Raw genomic sequence first — 24237 nt, forward strand, 5'->3', positions numbered from 1 at the left:
AAGGCGAAAGGCGCTGTTCAGCGACGTATGGACTGAAGCGATCGGATCGAGATACTGGATAAAAAAAGCAGACACTCTTTTGTCTGCTTTTTTTCGTATAAGTACAGATTTTCGACTCACACTAATCATAAGGAGATGATACTATGAAAAAGAAATTAAAACTAACTGAACCAATTTCACACGATCCACAAATCACGATTCATTCTGACGTCAAAAAATCGCTCGGTGACTCAGTAGACCAGTACGAAGATTTAAAAGACGCTAATGAAATACTAGCTAGCAAAGAAATCGGGCAGCAAAATGAAAATTTATAAAGTAGCTTTTTAGAGACGGCTTGGCGTTCTTTGACCTTACTACTGCTTTCTTCCACTTTCTGCTCGTTTCTTTGACCTTGCCAGCGCTTTCTTCCACTTTCTGCTCGTTTCTTTGACCTTGCCAGCGCTTTCTTCCACTTTTTACTCGTTTCTTTGACCTTGCCAATACTTTCTTCCACTTTTTACTTATTTCTTTGACCTTGCCAACGCTTTCTTCCACTTTCCAATCATTCACTTAACCTTACGAGCACTTTCTTCATTTAATATTCAAGCCCAATAATCGAGAAAAAGCGATAGCCTGTTCTTCAGACACGGTACATCCTGCTAATTTCTCTGCTGAGACCTTAAGTTCGTGAAATTCACAGCTACTCAGGTCGATTCCATTAAGTGACGTGCCTTCAAAGTTTGCTTCATCTAAATTGCATTGATTAAACTCGACTTTATCCAACTGACATTCATAAAAATCCCCACTTTGAATGGCACATTGTTGAAACTTCACCTGCTTCAATTTTGCATAACCAAACGAAGCTAATCTTGCCTGACACTCTTCAAACACGACATTACGCAACACCGCATCTGCAAAATTCAAACCCAATAATTTAGAGTTTTTAAACTCGACTCGATGAACACTTCCATTGCAAAATTCGGTATTGGACAAATCGCATTTATCAAAAATAACATCAACCAATTCAACAAATCGAAAGTTCACATCAATGAAAGAAACATTTTCGAAAACGACTTGATCAAATTGGATTCGCTCAATCTCTTCCCCGACAATGGAGCAATCACGGATCACGCATTTCTTAAAATAGTGCTCTTCTTTTAAATCATTAAACTCAACTGAAGTTACATTTTGCGGGATTTTCGGTTGGTGAATTTTAAATAGATTAGTCATTTAATCGCCTACTTTCCTAAAGAAATACATACTATGTCTAAAAATTGATATAGTGTAAAAGGGCTACTAACTGTAGAACTGAGCTGTTTAAATTTATAGTACTCTTTTTCAATCATATTTTGTTTCTCCTTGTATTGTATAACATTGTGTGATATGTTTAAGAAGAATTATTTTTGTTCAGTAAGGATTGATAAGTGTTACAACTTTCCGTCTGGAAGATTTTAGAGCAAGGATAGTAACAAAATGTGTGTACAGCACACGAGGAGGAAACAATAATGGAACAAGGTAAAGTGAAATGGTTTAATGCAGAAAAAGGTTTTGGATTCATCGAACGTGAAGGCGGAGACGATGTATTCGTTCACTTCTCAGCTATCCAAGGTGAAGGCTACAAATCTTTAGACGAAGGTCAAGCTGTAACATTTGATATCGAACAAGGTCAACGTGGATTACAAGCGACTAACGTTCAAAAAGCATAATTGCTACCATATATAAACAGACTCTACACGTAGAGTCTGTTTTTTCGTTTTCATAGAACAATAAAAAAAACCCTACTCACAAATGAATAGGGTTTATCGAAACAAGTTAACGTTAGTGTAGCATAGTCCCCTTACCATCACTAATCATTTTTATCGATTGTCAATCTTCTCCGGATACAAATCATGATTCATCATGCGGTATTCGGCCATTTGCTCATATTTTGTTCCTGGACGGCCCCAGTTTGTATACGGGTCAATGGAAATCCCGCCACGTGGCGTAAATTTGCCCCAAACTTCGATGTAGCGTGGGTTCATGAGTTCAATTAGATCATTCATAATGATGTTCATGCAGTCCTCATGGAAGTCGCCGTGATTGCGGAAGCTAAATAAATAGAGCTTTAACGCTTTACTTTCCACCATTTTCACATCTGGAATATAGCTGATATAAATCGTCGCAAAATCCGGTTGTCCGGTCATTGGACATAGACTCGTGAATTCCGGACAATTGAATTTCACGAAGTAATCACGATTTTGGTGCTTGTTATCGAATGTTTCGAGAATGGATGGATCGTAAGCAAATTTATATGTGGTCCCTTGATTTCCTAAAAGGGTGATGTCTTGTAATTCGTCTTCTTTTCTTCCTGCCATATAAACTCCTCCTTGTCTACTCGTATTATAAAGCCATCGCTCTTGCTCTAACATACCCCTAATGGTATAATTAAATAAAAAAGGGAGGTCATCCTCTTGGAAAAAATTTCATCGCTATCTACCCTTCACGAAAGATTAAAGGAGCATCCACTCACTTTACTTTATATTTCACGACCGAATTGCTCGGTTTGTCACGCGGTTTTACCACAAGTGGAGGAACTATTAACGAACTATCCACAAGTGAAACTATTACACATCAACGCCGACGATGTACCTGAAATTGCCGGAGAGTATTCCATCTTCACGATCCCTGTCCTCATTTTCTTTGTGGAAGGAAAAGAAATGTTCCGGAAAGCCCGCTTCATTCCAATGGAAGAACTCGACCATTCAATCAAAAAAATTGTTGAATTAATGTAAAAAAACGAATTAAAAATTCTCACCTTCGCCATCTTCATGTAAAATAGAAGATGTACGAAGGGGGAATGACGAGATGACGTTATTAGAAGAAATTTTAACTTATAATGAAAATTTTGTAGCAAGTAAGCAATACGAAGCATTTGCAACGGATAAATTTCCGGATAAGCGTGTCGTAATTTTAACTTGTATGGATACTCGTCTTGTCGAGCTTGTGACGAAGGCAATGAACTTCAAAAATGGGGACGTCAAAATTGTCCGCAATGCAGGTGCGATCGTTAACCATCCATTCGGAAGTATTATGCGCAGTTTACTCGTAGCGGTTTACCAGCTGCAAGCAGATGAAGTGCTAATCGTCGGCCATCACGATTGTGGCATGAGCTCGCTAAAAAGCGAAAATATTTTAGCGGCAATGACTGAGCGGGGCGTAAAGCAAGAAACAATTGACACATTAAGGCATGCTGGCATTGATGTTGATGGTTGGCTCGAAGGCTTTAATAGTGTAGAAGAAAGCGTAACTCATAGTGTCAGTATGGTAAAAAGCCATCCATTGATGCAAAATAATATTCCTGTTCATGGACTAGTGATTGATCCAGCAAGTGGAAAATTAGATTTAGTTGTGGATGGATATAAAAATTAAATACAACTAGGGGTGTCGAGAAAGTCATTTTCTCGACACCCCCTTCTTATTGACTCACGATCGCTTTTTGCGGAGTGCGAGCTTTTTTACTGAGTCGCACACCCGGTTTACTGAATCAGCACCCTTTCTCTATCAATCATCTTCCATAGTAGACAAGTCCCCTGTCGGCAAGCCAAGTTCCCACGCTTTTAATACACGGCGCATAATTTTACCTGAGCGAGTTTTTGGCATCGTATCACGAACCTCAAATTGTCTTGGCGCGGCATGAGCGGCTAAGCGAGTTTTAACGAACTGACGAATCTCTTCAAGTAATTCCGGGCTTTCTGCATAGTCTGGTCGCAACGTGATAAATGCTTTAATCACTTCGCCACGAAGCGGGTCTGGTACACCGATGACTCCAGCTTCAGCTACAGCCGGGTGCTCGACTAACTTACTTTCAACTTCAAATGGTCCCACATGTTCACCAGATGTGTTAATAACATCATCGACACGCCCTTCAAACCAGAAATAACCCTCTTCATCTTTATAGGCAGAATCACCTGTGACAAACCAGCCGTTTAAGAAATAGCTTTCATATTTCTCCCTGTTGTTCCATACTTGACGCATCATCGCTGGCCATTGTGGCTTAATGGCCAAGTTTCCCATGCGGTTTGGCAGTAATTCTTGACCGTCATCATCAATGATCGTCATTTCAATTCCCGGTAGTGGTTTTCCCATGGAACCCGGACGGATTGTATTACAGCGGAAATTGGCACAAATCGATGAGCCTGTCTCCGTCATCCACCAGTTGTCATGAATGCGCAACTCTAATGTTTCTAGTCCCCAACGAATCACCTCTGGATTGAGTGGCTCACCCGCTGATAAAATATGACGCAACTTTGAAAGGTCATACGCTTTTGGCATTTCATTTCCGCTCGCCATTAATAACCGGAAAGCAGTTGGTGCACTAAACCAGACTGACACCCCATACTTTTCAAGCGTTGCAAACCAATCTTCCGCTTTAAATCGACCGCCACGCAATACATTTGTGACCCCATTCAGCCAAGGTGACCAAATCCCAGCGGATGTTCCTGTCACCCAACCGGGGTCTGCCGTACACCAAAAAATATCATCCTCATGAAGATCATATACCCATTTGCCCGCAACATATTGATGAAGCATTGCATCATGAACTTGCAGTACCCCTTTCGGCTTGCCAGTTGAACCAGAAGTATAATGCAGCAGCATACCATCCTCACGTTCCACCCACTCGATGATGTACTCATCTGAAACGCTCATTAGCTCATTGAAAGGTACGATGTAGTCCGCTGTCTTCTCATCTGATCCGACTAAAATCACTTTCTCTAAATTCGGCAATTGATTGACAGGAATACGTTCTAATAGTTGCGGTGTCGTGACAACCACCTTCGCCCCACTATCCTCCAAACGATCCTTCACCGCTTCCTCCATAAACGCCTCAAACAGCGGCCCAGCAATCGCACCCATTCTCACAATACCTAGTAGAGAAAAGTACAGCTCTGGACTACGCGGCATAAAGATAAAGACGCGATCACCTTTCTCCACACCGAGTGACTTCAAACCATTCGCAAAGCGGCAAGACTGTTCTTGAATCTGCTGATATGTATACTGCTCCTCCCGATTCCCATCGGTAAAAAACAAAGCGGTTTTCTCCGCTTTCCCTTCTTTTACATGACGGTCAATCGCTTCATATACCATGTTTACATTCCCTGTTTGAAACCAAGTGAAATGCTCAGCCACCTTCCTCCAATCTGCCTGATGTACTGCTTGCTCATAATCTTGCAAATTTGCATTCTCCAAAACTGGCGCTAACTCCTTCGAAAAAGTCGTTCCTCCCATCTGTAAAACCCCCTATGTTATATAACAGTTTGTATTTATTAAAATTATTATACAACAAAAATGAGTAAATTTTCAAAATATTTTTTTGCTTTTTTTTAAAAAAGAAATAGGATGAAAGATAAAGTTCTTTCACCCTGTCATCTCCATCCCTATCATTTCATGTATCGATCTACAAGCTCGTAACACCTTTGTTTCGTTAATTCAGCTTGTGTACTAACGTATTGTACAGATGCCCATGATCCACCTTCATAACTAGCCGCCGCACTCTCTGCTGATTCATCTCGATACGTGACCCATTTACGCTGCGCCTTACGTAATTGTTCCATTTCATTAGATGGTAGCTGCTTCTTCAATACACCATATATTTCATTCAATGCGTCATCCCAACGTTTATACCGCTCCGATTCCGCCTCTCTCACTTCCACGGTCGTACCCTGTTCATATATGTATTCTAAATCTGCCATCCCCATCTCAATCTGATCTAACTTTGAATAATACTCTACTTTTCTACTTTCATTCTCAGCTTTTCGTTTGACAGCTTCAGCTTCTCGAACCGCTACTTCCTTTTCCGCTTCTGCTTGCTGCTGAATACCTGACTGAATCTCTGATGACACCTGATCGACTTCATTAGAAAAAAGCTGATAAGCAACCTTCAACTGTTCACTCTGTTTCATTTCATCGATCAATTTTTGAGCCGCTTCATAGTTTTTTTCACTCACTAGTCCTTTAATCGTTTCTACTTTTTCTGAAACAACACGTTCATTTTCTTTCCCGTTTTCGGCCATGTTTACTAATTCATCAAATGATTGCTTTAAGCTTTTTTCGATATTCTGTGCTTTCTTTAAGGCCTCGACTTTCGTTAACGCCTCATCCCATTGACCATTTTCAATCTCCTTTTGAACATTTTCATACACAACTAATTGCTCATAAACTCCTGAAGCTTCAGGGTCATCTGGTTTTTCATCTAATGCGAGCTCAAATGATGCCTTCGCTTTAGCAAACTCACCATTCGCCATCGCTAACTTTCCCTGCTTCATTGACTCGTCATAAAGACTATCACCGCAACCGGTTAACAGCATGATAGATAACACCATCACTGATAATCTCTTCATCTAGGCTCTCCCCCTTAAACTGATCATTTAATCATCTAAAAACTCTATCTATATATTATCATTTCCTACTTTTCAAAGAAATTTCTATTTTATGCAAACGAACACATTAAAAAATTCCTTAATTGTGGTATATTTATTGTAAAAAAGGTAAATACAAATTAATTTTTTGTAAAAATCATGTTACCCAACTTTATATAAATAACTAGTCAAACTTATAGGAGGATACAAAATGATTCACAGTAATATTGGCTCTGACGATGAATTGTTTAAAAAGATGAAAAAAGAGCTGATTGATATCCAATATGCACTAGATCAATCCTCAATTGTTGCCATGACAGACAAGCGAGGAAACATCTTTTATGTCAACGATCAATTTTGTCACATTTCTAAATATAGCCGCGAAGAATTAATTGGGAAAAATCATAATATATTAAACTCTAGCTTCCATCCCCCAACCTTTTTCCAAACAATGTGGAAAACGATCAGCTCAGGTCGTATCTGGAAGGGAGAAATTCGAAATAGAGCGAAAGATGGTTCGTTCTATTGGGTAGATACGACGATCGTTCCATTTCTAGATGAGAAAGATCTTCCTTATCAATACGTATCGATCCGTAACGATATAACAGCCCGTAAATCAATGGAGGAAAAATATCGACTCATTACCGAATATTCCTCCGACCTCATTGCGATTATCAATGTGGAGGGGCATTTTCATTACTTATCCCCTTCACACGAAAACTTACTCGGATATGACCTATCTCTTTTACAGTCACAAACTTTCTTAAATTGGGTTCACGATGAGGATAAAGAGAGAGTCTTAACCGAATTGAAAAACATCGCTCAAAAAAAACAAACATCATCAAAGCTTGAATTTCGATTTAAAAAAGCAGATGGATCGTATATAAATGCGGAAACGAACTTAAATCCAATTTACGACAACGCTGATACGATCCAACATTTTGTCGTTGTCACACGCGATACAACAGATCGAAAAAAGTCAGATGAGCTCATCCGTCATCTCGCTTATCACGATCCATTAACAAATCTGCCTAATAGAAGATACTTTATGAACTCGCTCTACAATGAAATCGAAGTAGTGAAAAAAAATGGTCGCTCACTTGCCGTATTGATCATCGACCTTGATCACTTTAAAAACATCAATGACTCAGGCGGACATGATAAAGGTGATTTTGTCTTAGTCGAAGCTGCTATGCGAATTAAAAATAGCGTCCGGGATGGGGATATCATCGCTCGACATGGTGGCGATGAATTTACGATTTTATTAAAAAATATAGCCAATCAAGAGGAAGTCCAACGAGTGGCTGAACGAATTCGAGCGAATTTAAATCGACCAATCAAAGTATTCGATCAACACTATACAATGTCATGTAGCATTGGGATTGCCACTTTTCCAGAAAGTGGAAAAGAAGCTGGCACCTTACTCACTCATGCAGACATGGCATTATATAAAGTGAAAAACAATAACCGAAACGATTGCGCCTTTTTTGATCAAGAAATGGAGCGACAGTCTATCGACCGAATCCTGAAAGAAAACGCCTTAAAAAAAGCCCTAACAGATAACCAATTCCATCTGGATTATCAACCGAAACTAGACCTTACAACAAAAGAAACCGTCGGCATGGAGGCGCTCGTTCGCTGGAATCATCCGGAACTCGGAAGAATCTCTCCAGCAGAATTCATTCCACTTGCAGAAGAATCTGGCCTCATCTTGCCACTTGGTGAATGGGTCATGCGCCAAAGCTGCCAACAAGCCAAAAAATGGAATGACCTTGGATGTTCACTCAAGCTATCTGTCAACGTATCACCTTACCAACTAGAACAACCAGACTTTGTCCAAAGAGTCCAAGCCATATTACAAGAAACGGGCCTTGAGCCAAAGCTATTTGAAATCGAAGTCACCGAAAGCATCTTTATCAATATCGATGACGCCATACTCGTCTTACAACAACTACAAAACTTAGGCATATCGATATCCATCGATGACTTCGGCACTGGCTACAGTTCCTTCAGCTACTTAAAAGAACTGCCAATCAACACACTAAAAATCGATGCCTCCTTCATCCGAGACATCCATGAAAACAAAGAAAGCCGGGCCATCGTCAAAGCCATGCTCACTCTCGTCCACGCCCTAAGCCTAAACGTCATCGCAGAAGGAGTCGAAACCGCCGACCAACTCCAAATCCTCATCGAAGACGGCTGCATCGAGGGACAAGGATATTTATTTAGCAGGCCGCTATGCAGTGAAGACTTTGAAGCTTACTTGGAGCAGAGAATGTGTGCAAGTGTTGGGAAGTAGAATAAGAAGATGATGAAAAAAAGAGATAGCGTGGGCTGTCTCTTTTTTGGTGTGGGGTGAAGAAGCTTTAGACAACACCGCCCCCATACATGATCGATTTTTGTTTCGGAAAAGAATACAAAATTTTAAGGAAAGCAAAGTATCTGAATGTAAAAACTCTATTGGCAGACACTAGCTTGCATAACCTTCTTTATATCCACATAGTTGAGATAAAACTCGTCCACTCCAACCACGACACCAGTACCGCCAACATTTACATTCCACATAGTTGAGATAAAACGACATTATTGACAGTGAATAAAACGTCAATAGTAGATTTACATTCCACATAGTTGAGATAAAACGTTATAAATCCGCTGATAATCACCTTTACCATAGTATTTACATTCCACATAGTTGAGATAAAACCGTTGACCTGCTTGGATAGTTTGGTTAGGGGAGACAATTTACATTACACATAGTTGAGATAAAACGGAAATGCAAGAGAAGTTCAAGCGCCTTGGTGTTGTTATTTACATTCCACATAGTTGAGATAAAACTGGAGTACGTGCCAGAAAAGGCTTCATGCGCTTGATAATTTACATTCCACATAGTTGAGATAAAACATTTTATAAATAATAAAGGTGAGTACTTAGTATTGAGATTTACATTCCACATAGTTGAGATAAAACGCTAGCGAATTACAACCAAACGCTTGGGTAACATTTGAATTTACATTCCACATAGTTGAGATAAAACCGTTGGTTACCGGCCCGTTCGGGTCTTGGTAAAACTATTTACATTCCACATAGTTGAGATAAAACTTCAACGACTTATGCAACTTATATAAGTACAGATAAATTTACATTCCACATAGTTGAGATAAAACGTTTTAAGACGTGGCCGATATTCCCGATCCGTTTCAATTTACATTCCACATAGTTGAGATAAAACTTGTTTGAGAAAGCTCAAGAAAACAATAGCATTATGATTTACATTCCACATAGTTGAGATAAAACTCTATGCCGCTAATATCTTTAATCATGACCGATTCTATTTACATTCCACATAGTTGAGATAAAACGTTAGACTAGTTAAAAACTTATTGATATTTGTGAAATTTACATTCCACATAGTTGAGATAAAACGAAAGCTTGCCCAACATCGAGCAAGAAGGTAAAATCCATTTACATTCCACATAGTTGAGATAAAACTTGGAGGTCGGTTGATGCCGATCTCAGAATATGCGATTTACATTCCACATAGTTGAGATAAAACTGTCAACATGGATTATGTGAGCGATGCACGCAAACATTTACATTCCACATAGTTGAGATAAAACAATAGCGTGATCGATCTAAAGAGTGTGAAAACATTAGATTTACATTCCACATAGTTGAGATAAAACTTGCTTAAAAGTTCGTACAGACGATACTTTCCCAATTTACATTCCACATAGTTGAGATAAAACGTTCCCGAAAATATGACTTTACCACCAGTTTGAGAATTTACATTCCACATAGTTGAGATAAAACTTTTCTCGTAAGCGATTTGACCGCGAATATTTTTAGATTTACATTCCACATAGTTGAGATAAAACTGATATTCATCGGGAGTGGAACCCTAGCGAAGACATATTTACATTCCACATAGTTGAGATAAAACGGCGGCAAATACAGGTTGCTATATTACAAAAAGGAAAATTTACATTCCACATAGTTGAGATAAAACACGAAAATGAAATGTTTGACGAAGACGGTATGTTTGTATTTACATTCCACATAGTTGAGATAAAACGATGAAGTGTTCAATCAATTCATCGAAGAAAACAAATTTACATTCCACATAGTTGAGATAAAACCTATTTTTGATTTTTATTAATTATTTTAGTCGGGGTATTTACATTCCACATAGTTGAGATAAAACCATCAATATAGGTGAATTTGTCCAAAGAGTCTTCATATTTACATTCCACATAGTTGAGATAAAACTGCTGCGTGTAGTTTCCCATGCTGTATAGATGACGTATTTACATTCCACATAGTTGAGATAAAACAAACAGTAACAGCAAGATTTAGTGTTAAAGCCAATATTTACATTCCACATAGTTGAGATAAAACTGTAAAAATGGAGAACATTATGCCAGCGAAATTAAGATTTACATTCCACATAGTTGAGATAAAACACAAGCGAAGAAGAACAGGATTTTCATTCGTTAGTATTTACATTCCACATAGTTGAGATAAAACGGTGAAGGATAAGTGATTGTCTTTTTACTGTCGTTATTTACATTCCACATAGTTGAGATAAAACACAAGCGAAGAAGAACAGGATTTTCATTCGTTAGTATTTACATTCCACATAGTTGAGATAAAACGTTGAAGGATAAGTGATTGTCTGTGTACTGTCGTTATTTACATTCCACATAGTTGAGATAAAACCGTTGGCGATAGTGTAACGTCTAGCATGAATGATGATTTACATTCCACATAGTTGAGATAAAACCGTTGGCGATAGTGTAACGTCTAGCATGAATGATGATTTACATTCCACATAGTTGAGATAAAACGCTGATGCTCGTGCCAGTAGATGCACTAGCTAAACCATTTACATTCCACATAGTTGAGATAAAACGCTGATGCTCGTGCCAGTAGATGCACTAGCTAAACCATTTACATTCCACATAGTTGAGATAAAACTATATCGGTGGATCTTTACTAATTATCAGCATCAACTACATTTACATTCCACATAGTTGAGATAAAACTCTATCGGGATGATGGTTGTAAGTTACGAGACGTTTATTTACATTCCACATAGTTGAGATAAAACTATATCGGTGGAGCTGTACTAATTATCAGCATCAACTACATTTACATTCCACATAGTTGATATAAAACTCTATCGGGATGATGGTTGTAAGTTACGAGACGTTTATTTACATTCCACATAGTTGAGATAAAACTCTAATCCACGCTCTGTTAATAACTCCGCTACTCCATTTACATTCCACATAGTTGAGATAAAACGGAGCTTATCGAAGTGGTCCGTTTCCTAAATCATAAATTTACATTCCACATAGTTGAGATAAAACTTTATAAACTCCATGATTTTTTTATCGTCGTAATCATATTTACATTCCACATAGTTGAGATAAAACGATGATGATACTAATGTAGATATAGATATAGAGAAGCCAATTTACATTCCACATAGTTGAGATAAAACGGTTTTACGACATGAGAAAACAAAAGAAATAATAAATTTACATTCCACATAGTTGAGATAAAACGCTGAATTTGAAAAGGCGATTAACGAATTAAAAGAATTTACATTCCACATAGTTGAGATAAAACGCATTTTACCCTTTACTTTAAAAACCTAGTAACTCCATTTACATTCCACATAGTTGAGATAAAACGGAACACCATACTGTAAGATCATCCAACGATAAGAATTTACATTCCACATAGTTGAGATAAAACGATGTCCAAATTCATTGTCCGATTTCGCGCTTTCAAGATTTACATTCCACATAGTTGAGATAAAACGTTAAAACGGTGGCGGATGCTGTGACTGCATTAAGATTTACATTCCACATAGTTGAGATAAAACCCTCACTTGGTCGTTTTAAAAAAGCACTTATATCAAGGGTTTGTAAGTGATTCACTAAGTCTATTTTAACATAAATTGCCGTAAAGCCGCAGTCATGAATCGCACACCTTCGACAAATAGGCTTGAAAGTCAATGGGGCCAAGGGTTCAAGCACGTTTCACCAAAAAAGAGCTTTACTGCAAATTATAAAAACATTGATTCGAAATCTTTTTCAACCCCATATACCACTTTTTTTATATGATTAGGATTGGCTACTCGATAAACATAAATAGAATCGAATTCTTGATCTGCCTTCTCTACAATTTCAGCCATACACTGCTTTAATTTCCCTTCTGTAATCTCTCCTTCAAATACAGAATTTTGTGTCCATGTTAAGTATTTTTTTAATATTTTATGCACTTTTGCTACTCTTTTCACATCCACATCATAGGAAACAATGACAAACATATCTCACCACCATGCTTTCAATGCTTTATAATCTTCATCTCTCAAAAAATGCTTAATTAGCTTGTAGCACTCTAATCGAATTAAATATCTATAAGATGTTTGACGATTCAACTTTCGATGTTTGATCGTCTGCCTCATCCGCTTTTCATACTCTGAAATAAACAATTTTCTTCCTTGTTCATTCAACAAACAAATTTTTTCCTCAACATATTCAAAATGCTGCAATTGAATCATTCTATTGTTGATCAAGTGAAAAATGAGAGCATCCATAATTAATGGTTTAAAAATTTCAGCAATATCAAGTGATAGTGAAAATCTTCTTGCTGATGGTTCATGTAAAAAACTAATCGTCGGGTTTATTTGCGTTTTGTATATTTCCGACAGAACAGATGTATACATCAAACTATTTCCAAATGAGATCAGGGCATTAATAGGATCAGTTGGTGGTCGCTTTTCGCGCTTCACAAACTTAAAATCTTCATATTTAATAATCCCATTAAAACTCTGATAATATACTGACCTAGCACTTCCTTCAATCCCCATTAGTGTTTGAATATCTTGGGCAGTTGGAATTAATTTTCTTAATTCTATAATTTGATCAATAGCTGGTTGTGTCTGTTCTTTGTGACGCCGTAAATTTCTGAGCATGTGATGCATAGCACTATATACAAATTGCTGAGCGATATATAATCGTTTTCCTAAATCAGATACATGCTCCCCTTGTAATACATCAACATATCCAGATACCTTCTTTTTTCGTGGAGTATAGCTTCCAGAATAATATCCATAATGATTATAAAAATGCATACTGACATTTTTTTGATTTAACAAGTTGAAGAAAGATGTATTAAAGTCCATTTCACTGAAAATATGCAAATTTTCTACTTGCTCGATCGGTACGACTTTTTTACTTCCATCCTCTTGTATGAAATAAATCGTTGAGTCTTTTCTTTGTAAGCGTCCATTATTAAATAAGTATAAATTTTTCAATTTATTCTTCACCTACCCAACAAAATTGATAATAAGCACATTTCGTACAATAAGGATATTTCTCTTTTTTAGGAGGAAAAGCTGCGGAAATAATCTTCTTAATATCCTCAAGCCAACTTTCTATTTTACTTACATGTTGAGGTGTTAGCTCTATTTCCTCTACACGTTTTTCCTTTGGATAATGAATTTTTCCTTTTCTTTCTACTCCCATTTGAAAAAGCACGTACAAATAATAAAGCAATTGCGCTCGATCTGCCTCCTCCATTTTGCTGCTTGATTTGACTTCTCCTACATATTCCGAATTGAGCATATCAATTTTGATAAAATCATCGACCATTACCTCTTTCATTTTCGCTCGTTGATAGGAGGTTTCATGAAGCATCTTTCCTTGCAATACAACATCATACTCATCTTCAAATGATATTTGATGACTTGATAACCAGAGTTTCCGCTTACATACATGGTAATATTGGATTTGCAAACCTGTTACTTTAATATCTTCAATTTGCTCCATACTTCTCACTCCTACATAAATTGACTATCTTCATCAATCGAATACGTAAGACCCATAGCTTGGGAGTATTTAAAGTGAATCACCGGATAAATTTGATAACCTCCCGCTCGTATTACTAAACCTATCAACTTCTGTTTCTGTGCATTCTTATATGCCCATGTTGGAATCGCCACAACATATTTTTTCAACTCCGTCGAAGCTTTTACTTTTTCTTGCCATGGATTTTTCTCGTTTAAAATACTTTGAAGAGCAAGAATTTGCTGTTCATTTTCTTCATAGACGCTGTATGGAATGATGTTTTGATTATCAATATCACGAAGTCTTGGTTTAGAATCTAGTTCATAAGCTAACAAGTTTCCGAAATCATTGATCGTATTCCGAAACTCTCTTAAATAATTAGAGTTCTCTAAGCTCTTCATCGTATAAATCTTCTCTACAATATCCATTTTGTCTTCTTCCGTCACAAACTCACCACTATAAGGTAATAATTCTTCTTTTGATCGTTCAAAAATTGTTGCATCGACAACTGATTTTTTACTCGTCCTTGAAATACCAGAAGGCAAATCTTCACCTGTATAAACAAAAACATTAGGTTTGTTTTGATCATAAGATCGCTTTCGGTAGACACGACCCATTCTTTGGAATAAACCCGAGGCTTCAGATAGTTCTGTAAACAATACATCAAAATCAATATCGACACTCGCTTCTACAACCTGGGTAGTGATCCAAACTCCGGTACTATCATTACTGTGTTTTCCCATCTCCAAAATATCCTGTTCTTTTTTCGCTCGATCTGTTTGGATAAATCGACTATGTAGCAATTGAGGGTTTATACCTATGACTTTAAAATCATCATATAGTTTTTGAGCTTTTGTTACGGTATTTACAATCACTAATACCTTTTGATCTACACCGTTTTGAATAATATCCTCTATTGTTAAATCTTTTTCGCGAACTTCCATAAAATGTCGAACAATCGTTTGACCATTTTCATCTTTCTTTAGAAAAGGTTCTTCTCTTTGTTCAAACGGAATCCCCATTTGACGCATTTGTTCACTCAATAAAGGTGGAAATGTAGCGGTTAAAATAGTAAACTGTCCACCCATGTCTACAATCTTTTTCAATCCTAAAACGATAAAGGCAGCGAGTCTAGGACTATACATTTGAATTTCATCGATCACTAATTTGCTATAAGAAAGCACAGCAAGTTTCATTTCAAAACCCGGATACATTGCAACAAAATCAATTAACTGATCGATTGTACAAATTGTCAGCGGATAAGATAATTGTCTCGTTTGTGTAACTAATACAGGATTGAATGATTCATCTTCCGTTGCGCGCTGCAAATATTCAGACAATGTATCACTATGAAGAAGACCGACTGGTTCGTATTTTAAATCCTCTTTCATCCGATCATAAATTGCATTGATAGATACCTTTAATGGCAAAGTAAATATTCCTTTTGAATCACCAATCCAGCACAGAGCAGCTTCTGTTTTCCCAATACCTGTTGATGCGATCACAACATGATTTTGATCTTGCTTCTCATACAAATATTGTTGTAATTCATTTCGTAAAAAACCCTTTTCCTGCATAAAATTATTCAAATGTTGCACTAAACCATCATGTGAAATTTCTGCTTCTACATGGGCGCTAGCCGCAAAGTCTAGTTTATTCAACAGACCCTTTATTTTGATAAATTGATGAAGACTTTCTCCTCTTAACTCCGCTTTATTGAGGTAGCGAGCGTAATTTGTTTTAATGTTATCAACTTCAAAACCTTGAGCTTTTAAGCTATCAATATATTGTGAAACATCATTTTCAAGAATCTTTTTTCTTACTTCTACTAAATCATCCTCACGTTCATGATGGTAAAATACCGCTTTATATAACGTGCCAATTTCATCATTCGTCAACTCTTTTGCTAGCTCTTTTTTCGATAAAAAGGCTGCACTTAAATAGCCATGTGAGATCTCCGGAAGATCAGGAAGTGGATCAATGATTTGTTCTTCTTTTTTGCGAATTTTATTTTGAAATTTTGTATTAGCTTTACCAAGATCATGGTAATAGCAAGCTTTATACAGTGCGTTCCATTCACTATCCGAGAGAATATGAGGATATAATTCTTTCAATTGAGTATGGCGCTTAAGTAGCTCATTTGTATGTTCCATGATCGTTTCTTCTTTTTGATTTCCTTTTTCTGATTTGGCTAATAGTCGATCAAACATATTTTTCTCCTTTCTAAAAAAAGAATGGAATTTCTCCCATTCTTTTTAACTCATACTAAAAACACAACAAAACCATCTTCATCTAAATCTAGAATCGAGTCTGCATATAAACTATTTGTATTAGAAGCTGGTATATGAAAAGCATTGATTTTCTCCCATTGCCGAATGACTTTCCCTTTTGATAACTCTATCAATTGATAGGTTTTATTCAGCAAGTAAGACGTTCCCAACAACTTATAAGATTGTTCTTCCTCTATCGCAGATTGTGGCACATAGATATCAAAGTGAAATAACTGATCGTCTTCAATTTCTCCTTCTTCAATCTCCACTTCTTTAATATTCGTGATTTGTAGCAAGTCTTCCCGACGACCTAGGGATAAAAACTCCTGTGGTGATCGCATCGCTTCCTTAATAATGGCCACTAACGACTCATCCTCTGGCACAACATGAATCACTAACTCTACATCTACAAGCAGTTCAGCTGTAGCGACTCCACGTGTAATACCGTATATCTTTCCACTTTCGTCACTTACTTTCACTTGGTGTCTGCCTTCTTCAAATGAGTTACCAGCAAACTCGTAACGTGTCCATAAATCATTCACCTTTGAATGATATCGACCTTGGACACTCACTTTCATCGGCACATAACTAGTAAATTCACAGGCGGCATGTATCATACCAATCACAGTTGAGTATGGTGGAAGTGGAAATGTTTCTTTCAATTGAAAACTAGCTGGCTTTCGATAGTTTACTAGATTTTGATAAGCTTCGATCCGAATCCCTTTCACTTCATCACCTACTTATTGGTAATAATTTTGCACTTGTTTCTCTAATTGTTGAAAGAATTCAGCCATTGACGTTACTGGTAAATTGTTCTCAATTTCCTCGTCATTAGCTAGAATTCCTTTCACAAGACCTGCTTGAGTATGTTCTTTCACTTCTTCGTCATAGGCGAGTACACTTTGAATTGTTTCAACAGATAAACAATTTTGATGTAATCTCAAACGATTTTCAAAAAACGGATTTTTAATAGAGTACACGCCACCAATAGCAAATATCGGTGAAAGATTTTCACGACGTCCTTTAATATCACGATATAAAAACTTTAATGTTTTTAATAATTGATTGACGCGGGCTGCACGCTCTGATAAAGGAATCTCCAATCCATCATTTGCATCAATTCCCACTTTATCTAAATCAACGGTGATCGTGTAAGCGTAAAAGGATTTATGAATCTCACTTTGAGCAATGTTTCCGCCTTTCTTTGCTTCTTCCTCTTGAGCTAAAGTTGCGTTAAAACGATCTAACAACCCTTTGTTCGTTAAGAAATCAATGTCAGTATTATAACTTTCAAGAGAAACAGCATTAGATAACCTAACGACTGCTGATCTAGTTTTCGTCGGCTTTACCGTCTTCATATAGCCAAAAAGGTCAATTTCAGGATAATCTGCAATCGTTGCTTCTGGATGAAATTGAAGTACCGTGCCGTCTAAACCAAGCGGCGTATTCATTGCTCCCATTTGCTCCACAATGTTGTAGCGTAAAGCTTGACGTGAAATGTAAGTGTAAGCCTCATTATCACCACGAGAGATTTTCTTTAGAGACGTAACATTCCCTACTCCTTCACCATAGTTCGCACTTTCCGCTTCAAAAATCATGCTTAATGTTAATCCTTTTTTATTCATTAGACTCATCCTCCTTTTTTTCTTCTCCACTATATCCTTCAAGTCCTAATAAAAAAGCATAGCCAATGGTTTGAAATGTATCTTTATCCTCTAAAGCTTGTACAAACACAGCAGGAATAACTTGTTTTTTATAACTGTAAGCTTGAATCAAAGTTTCCATAAATTTATTAGCATTTTTCACTTTCAATGCGTTTAACAAACGATGCAGAATGCCACCTAATTTGTTTTCAGAACCGCGGTAAGCGCTACGAAGTTTCGTTCCGTAATAACGAATCTTTTTCAACTCTTCTCCTGTCATAAACTTCTCTCCTCCTTTAAATTGATTCGTTGAAATCTGTAAAATATGAAACATTGCTACTCCATTTGAAAACTCTTTTGATGCTGATAGCCTCAACAAACGATATAATAAATCAAAAAATGATTGCCCATTATATAAACGTCTCATAACATCTTGATAAAGAGCGATATACTCCCCATCTTCTTTCCCATACTTTCCTGCTAAATAGTCCAAGCTTTTTTTGGATCGAACGAGTACTTCGGCACGCTGTCTTGATAAAATGTTAAAGGTATAAGGTCTTGCTTCATTATTTCGATCAAATTTCACCACTTGGATATTTTCGATTTCAAGCTGTATTCGAGCACTAGCACTATGATCTACCATATCTAGCAATTTGGAATAAGCTAAATTCTCCAAATCATCAAATTGAATCATTTCTCCATTGGACTGAAGTGTCATAGAATTAGAGGATTTTAGTTTTTCAACTGATTGGTTATTGTTGATAAATAGCCCTTTTCCTTGTACTAAAGTAAAGCCAAGAGGAACACAGCTATAGATCAAGTTACAAATCGGACATACAAACAAATCACGATTATGATTCCAGTAATGAGACGATTTCCTCGCTGCATCTACTCCCACTTTCTGCAACCATGTTAAATCGAAACATTCCGACATCTTTGCCATTTTGTGCTCACATACGGCACAGCTCAATTTATTTTTCGCATACTTTTTTTCATTTTTTTTGGATTCAATAAAGTCTTGTGTAGATCGTGTGAAGTAATTTTGAAACTCTTGATACATATCTTTTTTACTTGCAGTGGAATTTAAAAAAGATACATTCGTCCAAAACGGTTGAATAGTTGTGTAGGTTAAATTTCTAGCAACAATAAATTTCTTAGCTTCTGGATGTTTTAAATAGGTGATACACTCCAAAAGCTTTGAACACATCTCTTCAATTTGAGGTTTTATATCCGAGATCGTTTCTTTCTTTTTCATCGTTACTTTTTTCAGTGTCTTAGCTATTTGAGCAATTGGGATGCTTTCTCCGTTGATGAGGTGGTATGTATTTTTATAACTATTGGATGTCAGCCACCTTTTCGTATTCTCGATAAACTTATTAAGCTCGGTTAACTTTTTTTCATCAATGTCCGCTTCTAAACAATACTTAACCATCTCTTCTTTAGAAACCATCGCATACCATGATGTGTTTTCTTGATAACGATAGATCAAATAATTAAAGTAATGTGCCTCCATGTTCTCAAAGGATGTTTCGTCAAAAAAAACAGACTGCCCATCTAAAGTATAGTTTACTCCAGCGTGATCAAATACTCGGAGTAAACCAAGCACCCCTGCATTATATAAAAATTCATCTAATGTTACTTTTATAGACAATGAGTCTCACCTCCCTTATTCATCAACAAACTCAATATTCCCAAACATTTGCCCACGTCGAAGGCCAATTCCCGTTTGAGCTAATAATTGAAGATCTTCCACGTCCCCCTCTAATACAAAAGTGCCATTATAAGCTTCAACGTATAAAATAGATTGATCGTTTAATTGTTTGAATGAATCATGCTGAAGCTGAACAACATTTTTTTTCATTAATACAGGTTGAAAATGAATCGATCTTCGCAATTCTGAGCCACGAATACTTTTCACAATTTCATTGCAAGTATAGTTTAATTCCTTTGTATAATTCGGATCAGTCGGAGATAAAAAACGCCCTCCTTTTTCCTTCACAACAATTGGTGATAATGCCTTGAAAAGCACTCGCTCTTTTTGAGGCAATCTTTCTCTTAGCATCCGTACATTAGTCACTTCTAAATGATACCCTTTATACTCATATTGCTTCTTCTGAACTAAACCGTTGTAAAGATACAACATCAAATCTGCCTGGGGACTGCTAATAATAAGCTTAACTTCTCCCTTTACATCAAAATAGTCTTCTTTCACTTCATATGATTGCAAAAAAACAGATCCAGCAAATGACTTCATTTTCTTATTATTTCGTCCTTGATATTCATAAAGCTCGTTGACTAAAGTCTTATTGGATTCCGATAATGCAGCCTTTATTACACTAGCAAACTGAAAATTATATCGGCGCATTAAACGATTGGTCTTAAAACTAACTTCAAGTTTCAACATCTCAACTCCTTAATTATCTATTGTTATTTTTTATAAAAAATGTAATATTTTTTAATTTATATAGTTATTTTCACACAAGACCTACTGGATTGTCAAATATTTATAGCTTCTAAAAGACTAAAATTTGATATCAAAACATTTTAATAAATTGTAGTCAATGTTGTTAAATAAGTGCCTTTACACCTATTATTATAAACGATGACCTTCATAAAAATTCGGATGGGCTTTATGTTATAATTCTCACTTCACATTGATTAGAAAGATGGTTTACGCTAACTTTTGGAGTAGATATAGAAGATTGAAAAATAAGCTTTTTCATATTTGCAGTAAAGCTCTATTTTACCTAAAAGCTGTTGAAGCCTTGTCCCCATTAACTTTCAAGTCTATTTTTCCAAATTTTACGATTCACGACTGCGGCTTTACGGCAATTTATGTTAAAATAGGCTTAGCGAATCACTTACAAACCCTTGATACAAGTACTTTTTTATAATGACCAAATGAGGGGTTTTATCTCAACTAAGTGGAATGTAAATTGCATCTTTCTCCCTGCATCATTAATAGGTGTCATTGTTTTATCTCAACTAAGTGGAATGTAAATACCGTTTAGGTGGAGAGTTTGGTGTAACAGCAGATGGTTTTATCTCAACTAAGTGGAATGTAAATGGTTTCTTTCTGAAGATGGTGTATATGAAGTTTTATTGTTTTATCTCAACTAAGTGGAATGTAAATATCCAAGGAACTGGAGCTTCGATGACACTTAAGTGTTTTATCTCAACTAAGTGGAATGTAAATTCGAACATGTGCACATCAGTATCAACATACATTGTCGTTTTATCTCAACTAAGTGGAATGTAAATGAAGCTATTGTCAGTAACTATGACGAGTTAAATTGTTTTATCTCAACTAAGTGGAATGTAAATATCCAAGGAAGTGGAGCTTCGATGACACGTAAGTGTTTTATCTCAACTAAGTGGAATGTAAATTCGAACATGTGCACATCTGTATCAACATAAATTGTCGTTTTATCTCAACTAAGTGGAATGTAAATGAAGCTATTGTCAGTAACTATGACGAGTTAAATTGTTTTATCTCAACTAAGTGGAATGTAAATATCCAAGGAAGTGGAGCTTCGATGACACGTAAGTGTTTTATCTCAACTAAGTGGAATGTAAATTCGAACATGTGCACATCTGTATCAACATAAATTGTCGTTTTATCTCAACTAAGTGGAATGTAAATTCGAACATGTGCACATCTGTATCAACATAAATTGTCGTTTTATCTCAACTAAGTGGAATGTAAATTCGAACATGTGCACATCAGTATCAACATACATTGTCGTTTTATCTCAACTAAGTGGAATGTAAATGAAGCTATTGTCAGTAACTATGACGAGTTAACTTGTTTTATCTCAACTAAGTGGAATGTAAATTTATTTCATATAACTCTTTCAACCTCTCATCTGACAGTTTTATCTCAACTAAGTGGAATGTAAATGACTATAAGGTATTCCTTCACAGCGTTCAATCAAAGTTTTATCTCAACTAAGTGGAATGTAAATTAGCAGTTCTTTTTATTTATTTATATAATTGTGAGCGTTTTATCTCAACTAAGTGGAATGTAAATGTTGATTCAATATAACTACCAAGCGTATAATAAACGTTTTATCTCAACTAAGTGGAATGTAAATTTGCCTCCCTCAAGCAATCCGAAATAGCAGCATTAGTTTTATCTCAACTAAGTGGAATGTAAATAAGAATGAGCATCTGGACAAGGTAAAACAGTGGGAACGTTTTATCTCAACTAAGTGGAATGTAAATTTGAGCAGGATGCTGATATCGTATCGTTCTTGTATGTTTTATCTCAACTAAGTGGAATGTAAATCGTCAAAAAGAGCCTTTCCGTACTCCTCCACCTTTGTTTTATCTCAACTAAGTGGAATGTAAATTTCACACCAACCAGCACGAATGGCATTTGCCGTCATCGTTTTATCTCAACTAAGTGGAATGTAAATACAGATAAAGCATCGATGTTACCAGCTGCTACATCTCGTTTTATCTCAACTAAGTGGAATGTAAATATTTGCGGGTTTTTCTTTATGTAAAAAATAATTGAAGTTTTATCTCAACTAAGTGGAATGTAAATTTCATGAATCAAGAAATGAGCAAAGACCGCATCACGGTTTTATCTCAACTAAGTGGAATGTAAATGGAATAGTAAACAACAACGCCCCCACAACACGTTCTCGTTTTATCTCAACTAAGTGGAATGTAAATATTTGCGGGTTTTTCTTTAGGTAAAAGATAATTGAAGTTTTATCTCAACTAAGTGGAATGTAAATTTCATGAATCAAGAAATGAGCAAAGACCGCATCACGGTTTTATCTCAACTAAGTGGAATGTAAATGGAATAGTAAACAACAACGCCCCCACAACACGTTCTCGTTTTATCTCAACTAAGTGGAATGTAAATTCAGGTGGATACTCTAGCTCAGTCATGCTGTTTAATGTTTTATCTCAACTAAGTGGAATGTAAATTAATGAGCGTATGATTAGACTCGAAGGGCGTGTGGAGTTTTATCTCAACTAAGTGGAATGTAAATCAACGCATTGGACGCTCTTGACGAAGAAGCGATGAAAGTTTTATCTCAACTAAGTGGAATGTAAATACTTTGTTGACTTTGGTAAAAGGCAGGTTGTTGTCGGTTTTATCTCAACTAAGTGGAATGTAAATCTTGTAACAGGTTTAGCCGCAATGAGCGCAACTGGTTTTATCTCAACTAAGTGGAATGTAAATTCTCGACCGCTTCTAAACGTTGATTCAGCGGTTCTAGTTTTATCTCAACTAAGTGGAATGTAAATGACTCTTTCAAGTGAGATAATTGCGGCCGTGACATATGTTTTATCTCAACTAAGTGGAATGTAAATCAAGAATGGCGCAATCAAATATATGGGTACCAACCAGTTTTATCTCAACTAAGTGGAATGTAAATTGCACATTCGTACTAAGATCTCATCAAGTCGTTTACGTTTTATCTCAACTAAGTGGAATGTAAATTTTCCAATCTTTCAACTGCTTCTTCAAACTTGGATTCGTTTTATCTCAACTAAGTGGAATGTAAATTTAAATCTTTAGTTTCATCCGCGAGTGTGCTAAAAGAGTTTTATCTCAACTAAGTGGAATGTAAATATGATTTCTTCAATTTCAACGGATTCACAGCAATTTTGTTTTATCTCAACTAAGTGGAATGTAAATAGTCATGATGAGTGCAGAATATGCGGTGCCAACTTAAGTTTTATCTCAACTAAGTAGAATGTAAATGAATGCTAGGTGATTACATAGAGCAAGATCACTGGCGTTTTATCTCAACTAAGTGGAATGTAAATCGGCTTGTCCCAGTAACTCAAAATCGTGGATATACGTTTTATCTCAACTAAGTGGAATGTAAATCACTAGCATCTTCAGCTAGTAATAATTGATTTTCGTTTTATCTCAACTAAGTGGAATGTAAATACTGTTGTGCTTCCCGAAAGTGCGGACTTGCAGCTGCGTTTTATCTCAACTATGTGGAATGTAAATATGTTTAAGTTTATTCCTAGTGGTAATGGATTCGGGTTTTATCTCAACTAAGTGGAATGTAAATGATACAATTTCAAAGGCAATGATGACAGTGTATTAGTTTTA

The 24237-nt window shown here is 36.4% G+C and carries 17 protein-coding genes and 2 CRISPR repeat arrays (1 of these 19 running past the window's edge); of the genes, 5 read left to right on the forward strand and 12 right to left on the reverse strand.

Annotated features, from left to right (window positions below):
* Positions 1–143: 143 nt before the first annotated feature.
* Positions 144–314: a hypothetical protein gene (locus tag CEF22_RS18740; RefSeq protein WP_198508074.1), complete on the forward strand. Its 171-nt coding sequence runs from the start codon at positions 144–146 to the stop codon at positions 312–314.
* Between the two features lie 256 nt (positions 315–570).
* Here CEF22_RS18740 and CEF22_RS14790 read toward each other — a convergent pair whose 3' ends face one another.
* The gene (locus CEF22_RS14790) at positions 571–1209 is read right to left on the reverse strand and encodes a pentapeptide repeat-containing protein (RefSeq protein WP_100403455.1); all 639 of its coding nucleotides are present in this window, start codon (positions 1207–1209) and stop codon (positions 571–573) included.
* 275 nt (positions 1210–1484) lie between these two features.
* Between CEF22_RS14790 and CEF22_RS14795 the strand changes: the two genes are divergently transcribed.
* Positions 1485–1685, forward strand: coding sequence for a cold-shock protein (locus CEF22_RS14795; protein WP_094834219.1), 201 nt, complete (start codon positions 1485–1487; stop codon positions 1683–1685).
* Positions 1686–1835: 150 nt separating this feature from the next.
* Here CEF22_RS14795 and queF read toward each other — a convergent pair whose 3' ends face one another.
* Positions 1836–2333: a preQ(1) synthase gene (gene queF / locus CEF22_RS14800; protein ID WP_094834220.1), complete on the reverse strand. Its 498-nt coding sequence runs from the start codon at positions 2331–2333 to the stop codon at positions 1836–1838.
* A gap of 96 nt (positions 2334–2429) precedes the next feature.
* Between queF and CEF22_RS14805 the strand changes: the two genes are divergently transcribed.
* Both CEF22_RS14805 and CEF22_RS14810 read left to right on the forward strand, forming a co-directional pair.
* On the forward strand, positions 2430–2750 hold the full coding sequence (locus CEF22_RS14805) for a thioredoxin family protein (protein WP_100403456.1): 321 nt from the start codon (positions 2430–2432) through the stop codon (positions 2748–2750).
* 73 nt (positions 2751–2823) lie between these two features.
* Positions 2824–3387, forward strand: a complete 564-nt coding sequence (locus tag CEF22_RS14810) for a beta-class carbonic anhydrase (RefSeq protein WP_100403457.1) — start codon at positions 2824–2826, stop codon at positions 3385–3387.
* Between the two features lie 132 nt (positions 3388–3519).
* Here CEF22_RS14810 and acsA read toward each other — a convergent pair whose 3' ends face one another.
* Complete coding sequence (gene acsA / locus CEF22_RS14815; RefSeq protein WP_100403458.1) at positions 3520–5244, reverse strand: acetate--CoA ligase; 1725 nt, start codon at positions 5242–5244, stop codon at positions 3520–3522.
* Positions 5245–5396: 152 nt separating this feature from the next.
* Entirely contained in the window at positions 5397–6356 is a 960-nt protein-coding gene (locus tag CEF22_RS14820) for a lysozyme inhibitor LprI family protein (RefSeq protein WP_100403459.1), read from the reverse strand.
* Positions 6357–6585: 229 nt separating this feature from the next.
* Between CEF22_RS14820 and CEF22_RS14825 the strand changes: the two genes are divergently transcribed.
* On the forward strand, positions 6586–8673 hold the full coding sequence (locus CEF22_RS14825; RefSeq protein ID WP_100403460.1) for a sensor domain-containing protein: 2088 nt from the start codon (positions 6586–6588) through the stop codon (positions 8671–8673).
* 251 nt (positions 8674–8924) lie between these two features.
* A CRISPR array of direct repeats spans positions 8925–12267; the repeat unit is 29 nt; unit sequence ATTTACATTCCACATAGTTGAGATAAAAC.
* A 183-nt stretch (positions 12268–12450) separates the two neighbouring features.
* Here the strand turns inward: CEF22_RS14825 and cas2 are convergent.
* The 8 genes from cas2 to cas6 are packed head-to-tail and all read right to left on the reverse strand — an operon-like array spanning position 12451 to position 20553.
* Positions 12451–12714 carry a CRISPR-associated endonuclease Cas2 gene (gene cas2 / locus CEF22_RS14830; protein WP_100403461.1) on the reverse strand — a complete coding sequence of 88 codons (264 nt, stop codon included), beginning with the start codon at positions 12712–12714 and terminating at the stop codon, positions 12451–12453.
* Positions 12715–12717: 3 nt separating this feature from the next.
* Entirely contained in the window at positions 12718–13704 is a 987-nt protein-coding gene (gene cas1b / locus CEF22_RS14835; RefSeq protein ID WP_100403462.1) for a type I-B CRISPR-associated endonuclease Cas1b, read from the reverse strand.
* Between the two features lies 1 nt (position 13705).
* Complete coding sequence (gene cas4 / locus CEF22_RS14840; RefSeq protein WP_100403463.1) at positions 13706–14218, reverse strand: CRISPR-associated protein Cas4; 513 nt, start codon at positions 14216–14218, stop codon at positions 13706–13708.
* Positions 14219–14229: 11 nt separating this feature from the next.
* Positions 14230–16446: a CRISPR-associated helicase/endonuclease Cas3 gene (locus CEF22_RS14845; RefSeq protein WP_100403464.1), complete on the reverse strand. Its 2217-nt coding sequence runs from the start codon at positions 16444–16446 to the stop codon at positions 14230–14232.
* A 50-nt stretch (positions 16447–16496) separates the two neighbouring features.
* Positions 16497–17234: a type I-B CRISPR-associated protein Cas5b gene (cas5b, locus tag CEF22_RS14850; protein ID WP_100403465.1), complete on the reverse strand. Its 738-nt coding sequence runs from the start codon at positions 17232–17234 to the stop codon at positions 16497–16499.
* A gap of 12 nt (positions 17235–17246) precedes the next feature.
* The gene (cas7i, locus tag CEF22_RS14855; RefSeq protein ID WP_100403466.1) at positions 17247–18131 is read right to left on the reverse strand and encodes a type I-B CRISPR-associated protein Cas7/Cst2/DevR; all 885 of its coding nucleotides are present in this window, start codon (positions 18129–18131) and stop codon (positions 17247–17249) included.
* A complete protein-coding gene (locus CEF22_RS14860) occupies positions 18124–19800 on the reverse strand; it encodes a Cas8a1 family CRISPR/Cas system-associated protein (protein WP_232726136.1) in 1677 nt (558 codons plus the stop codon). The genes cas7i and CEF22_RS14860 overlap by 8 nt, the downstream gene beginning before the upstream one ends.
* A gap of 15 nt (positions 19801–19815) precedes the next feature.
* Positions 19816–20553, reverse strand: coding sequence for a CRISPR-associated endoribonuclease Cas6 (gene cas6, locus CEF22_RS14865; protein WP_100403467.1), 738 nt, complete (start codon positions 20551–20553; stop codon positions 19816–19818).
* 504 nt (positions 20554–21057) lie between these two features.
* Positions 21058–24237: direct repeats of the CRISPR family, unit length 29 nt; unit sequence GTTTTATCTCAACTAAGTGGAATGTAAAT (it continues 215 nt past the right edge of the window).

Source organism: Bacillus sp. FJAT-42315 (assembly GCF_002797375.1).
In the GTDB taxonomy this organism is placed as follows: domain Bacteria; phylum Bacillota; class Bacilli; order Bacillales; family Domibacillaceae; genus Bacillus_CE.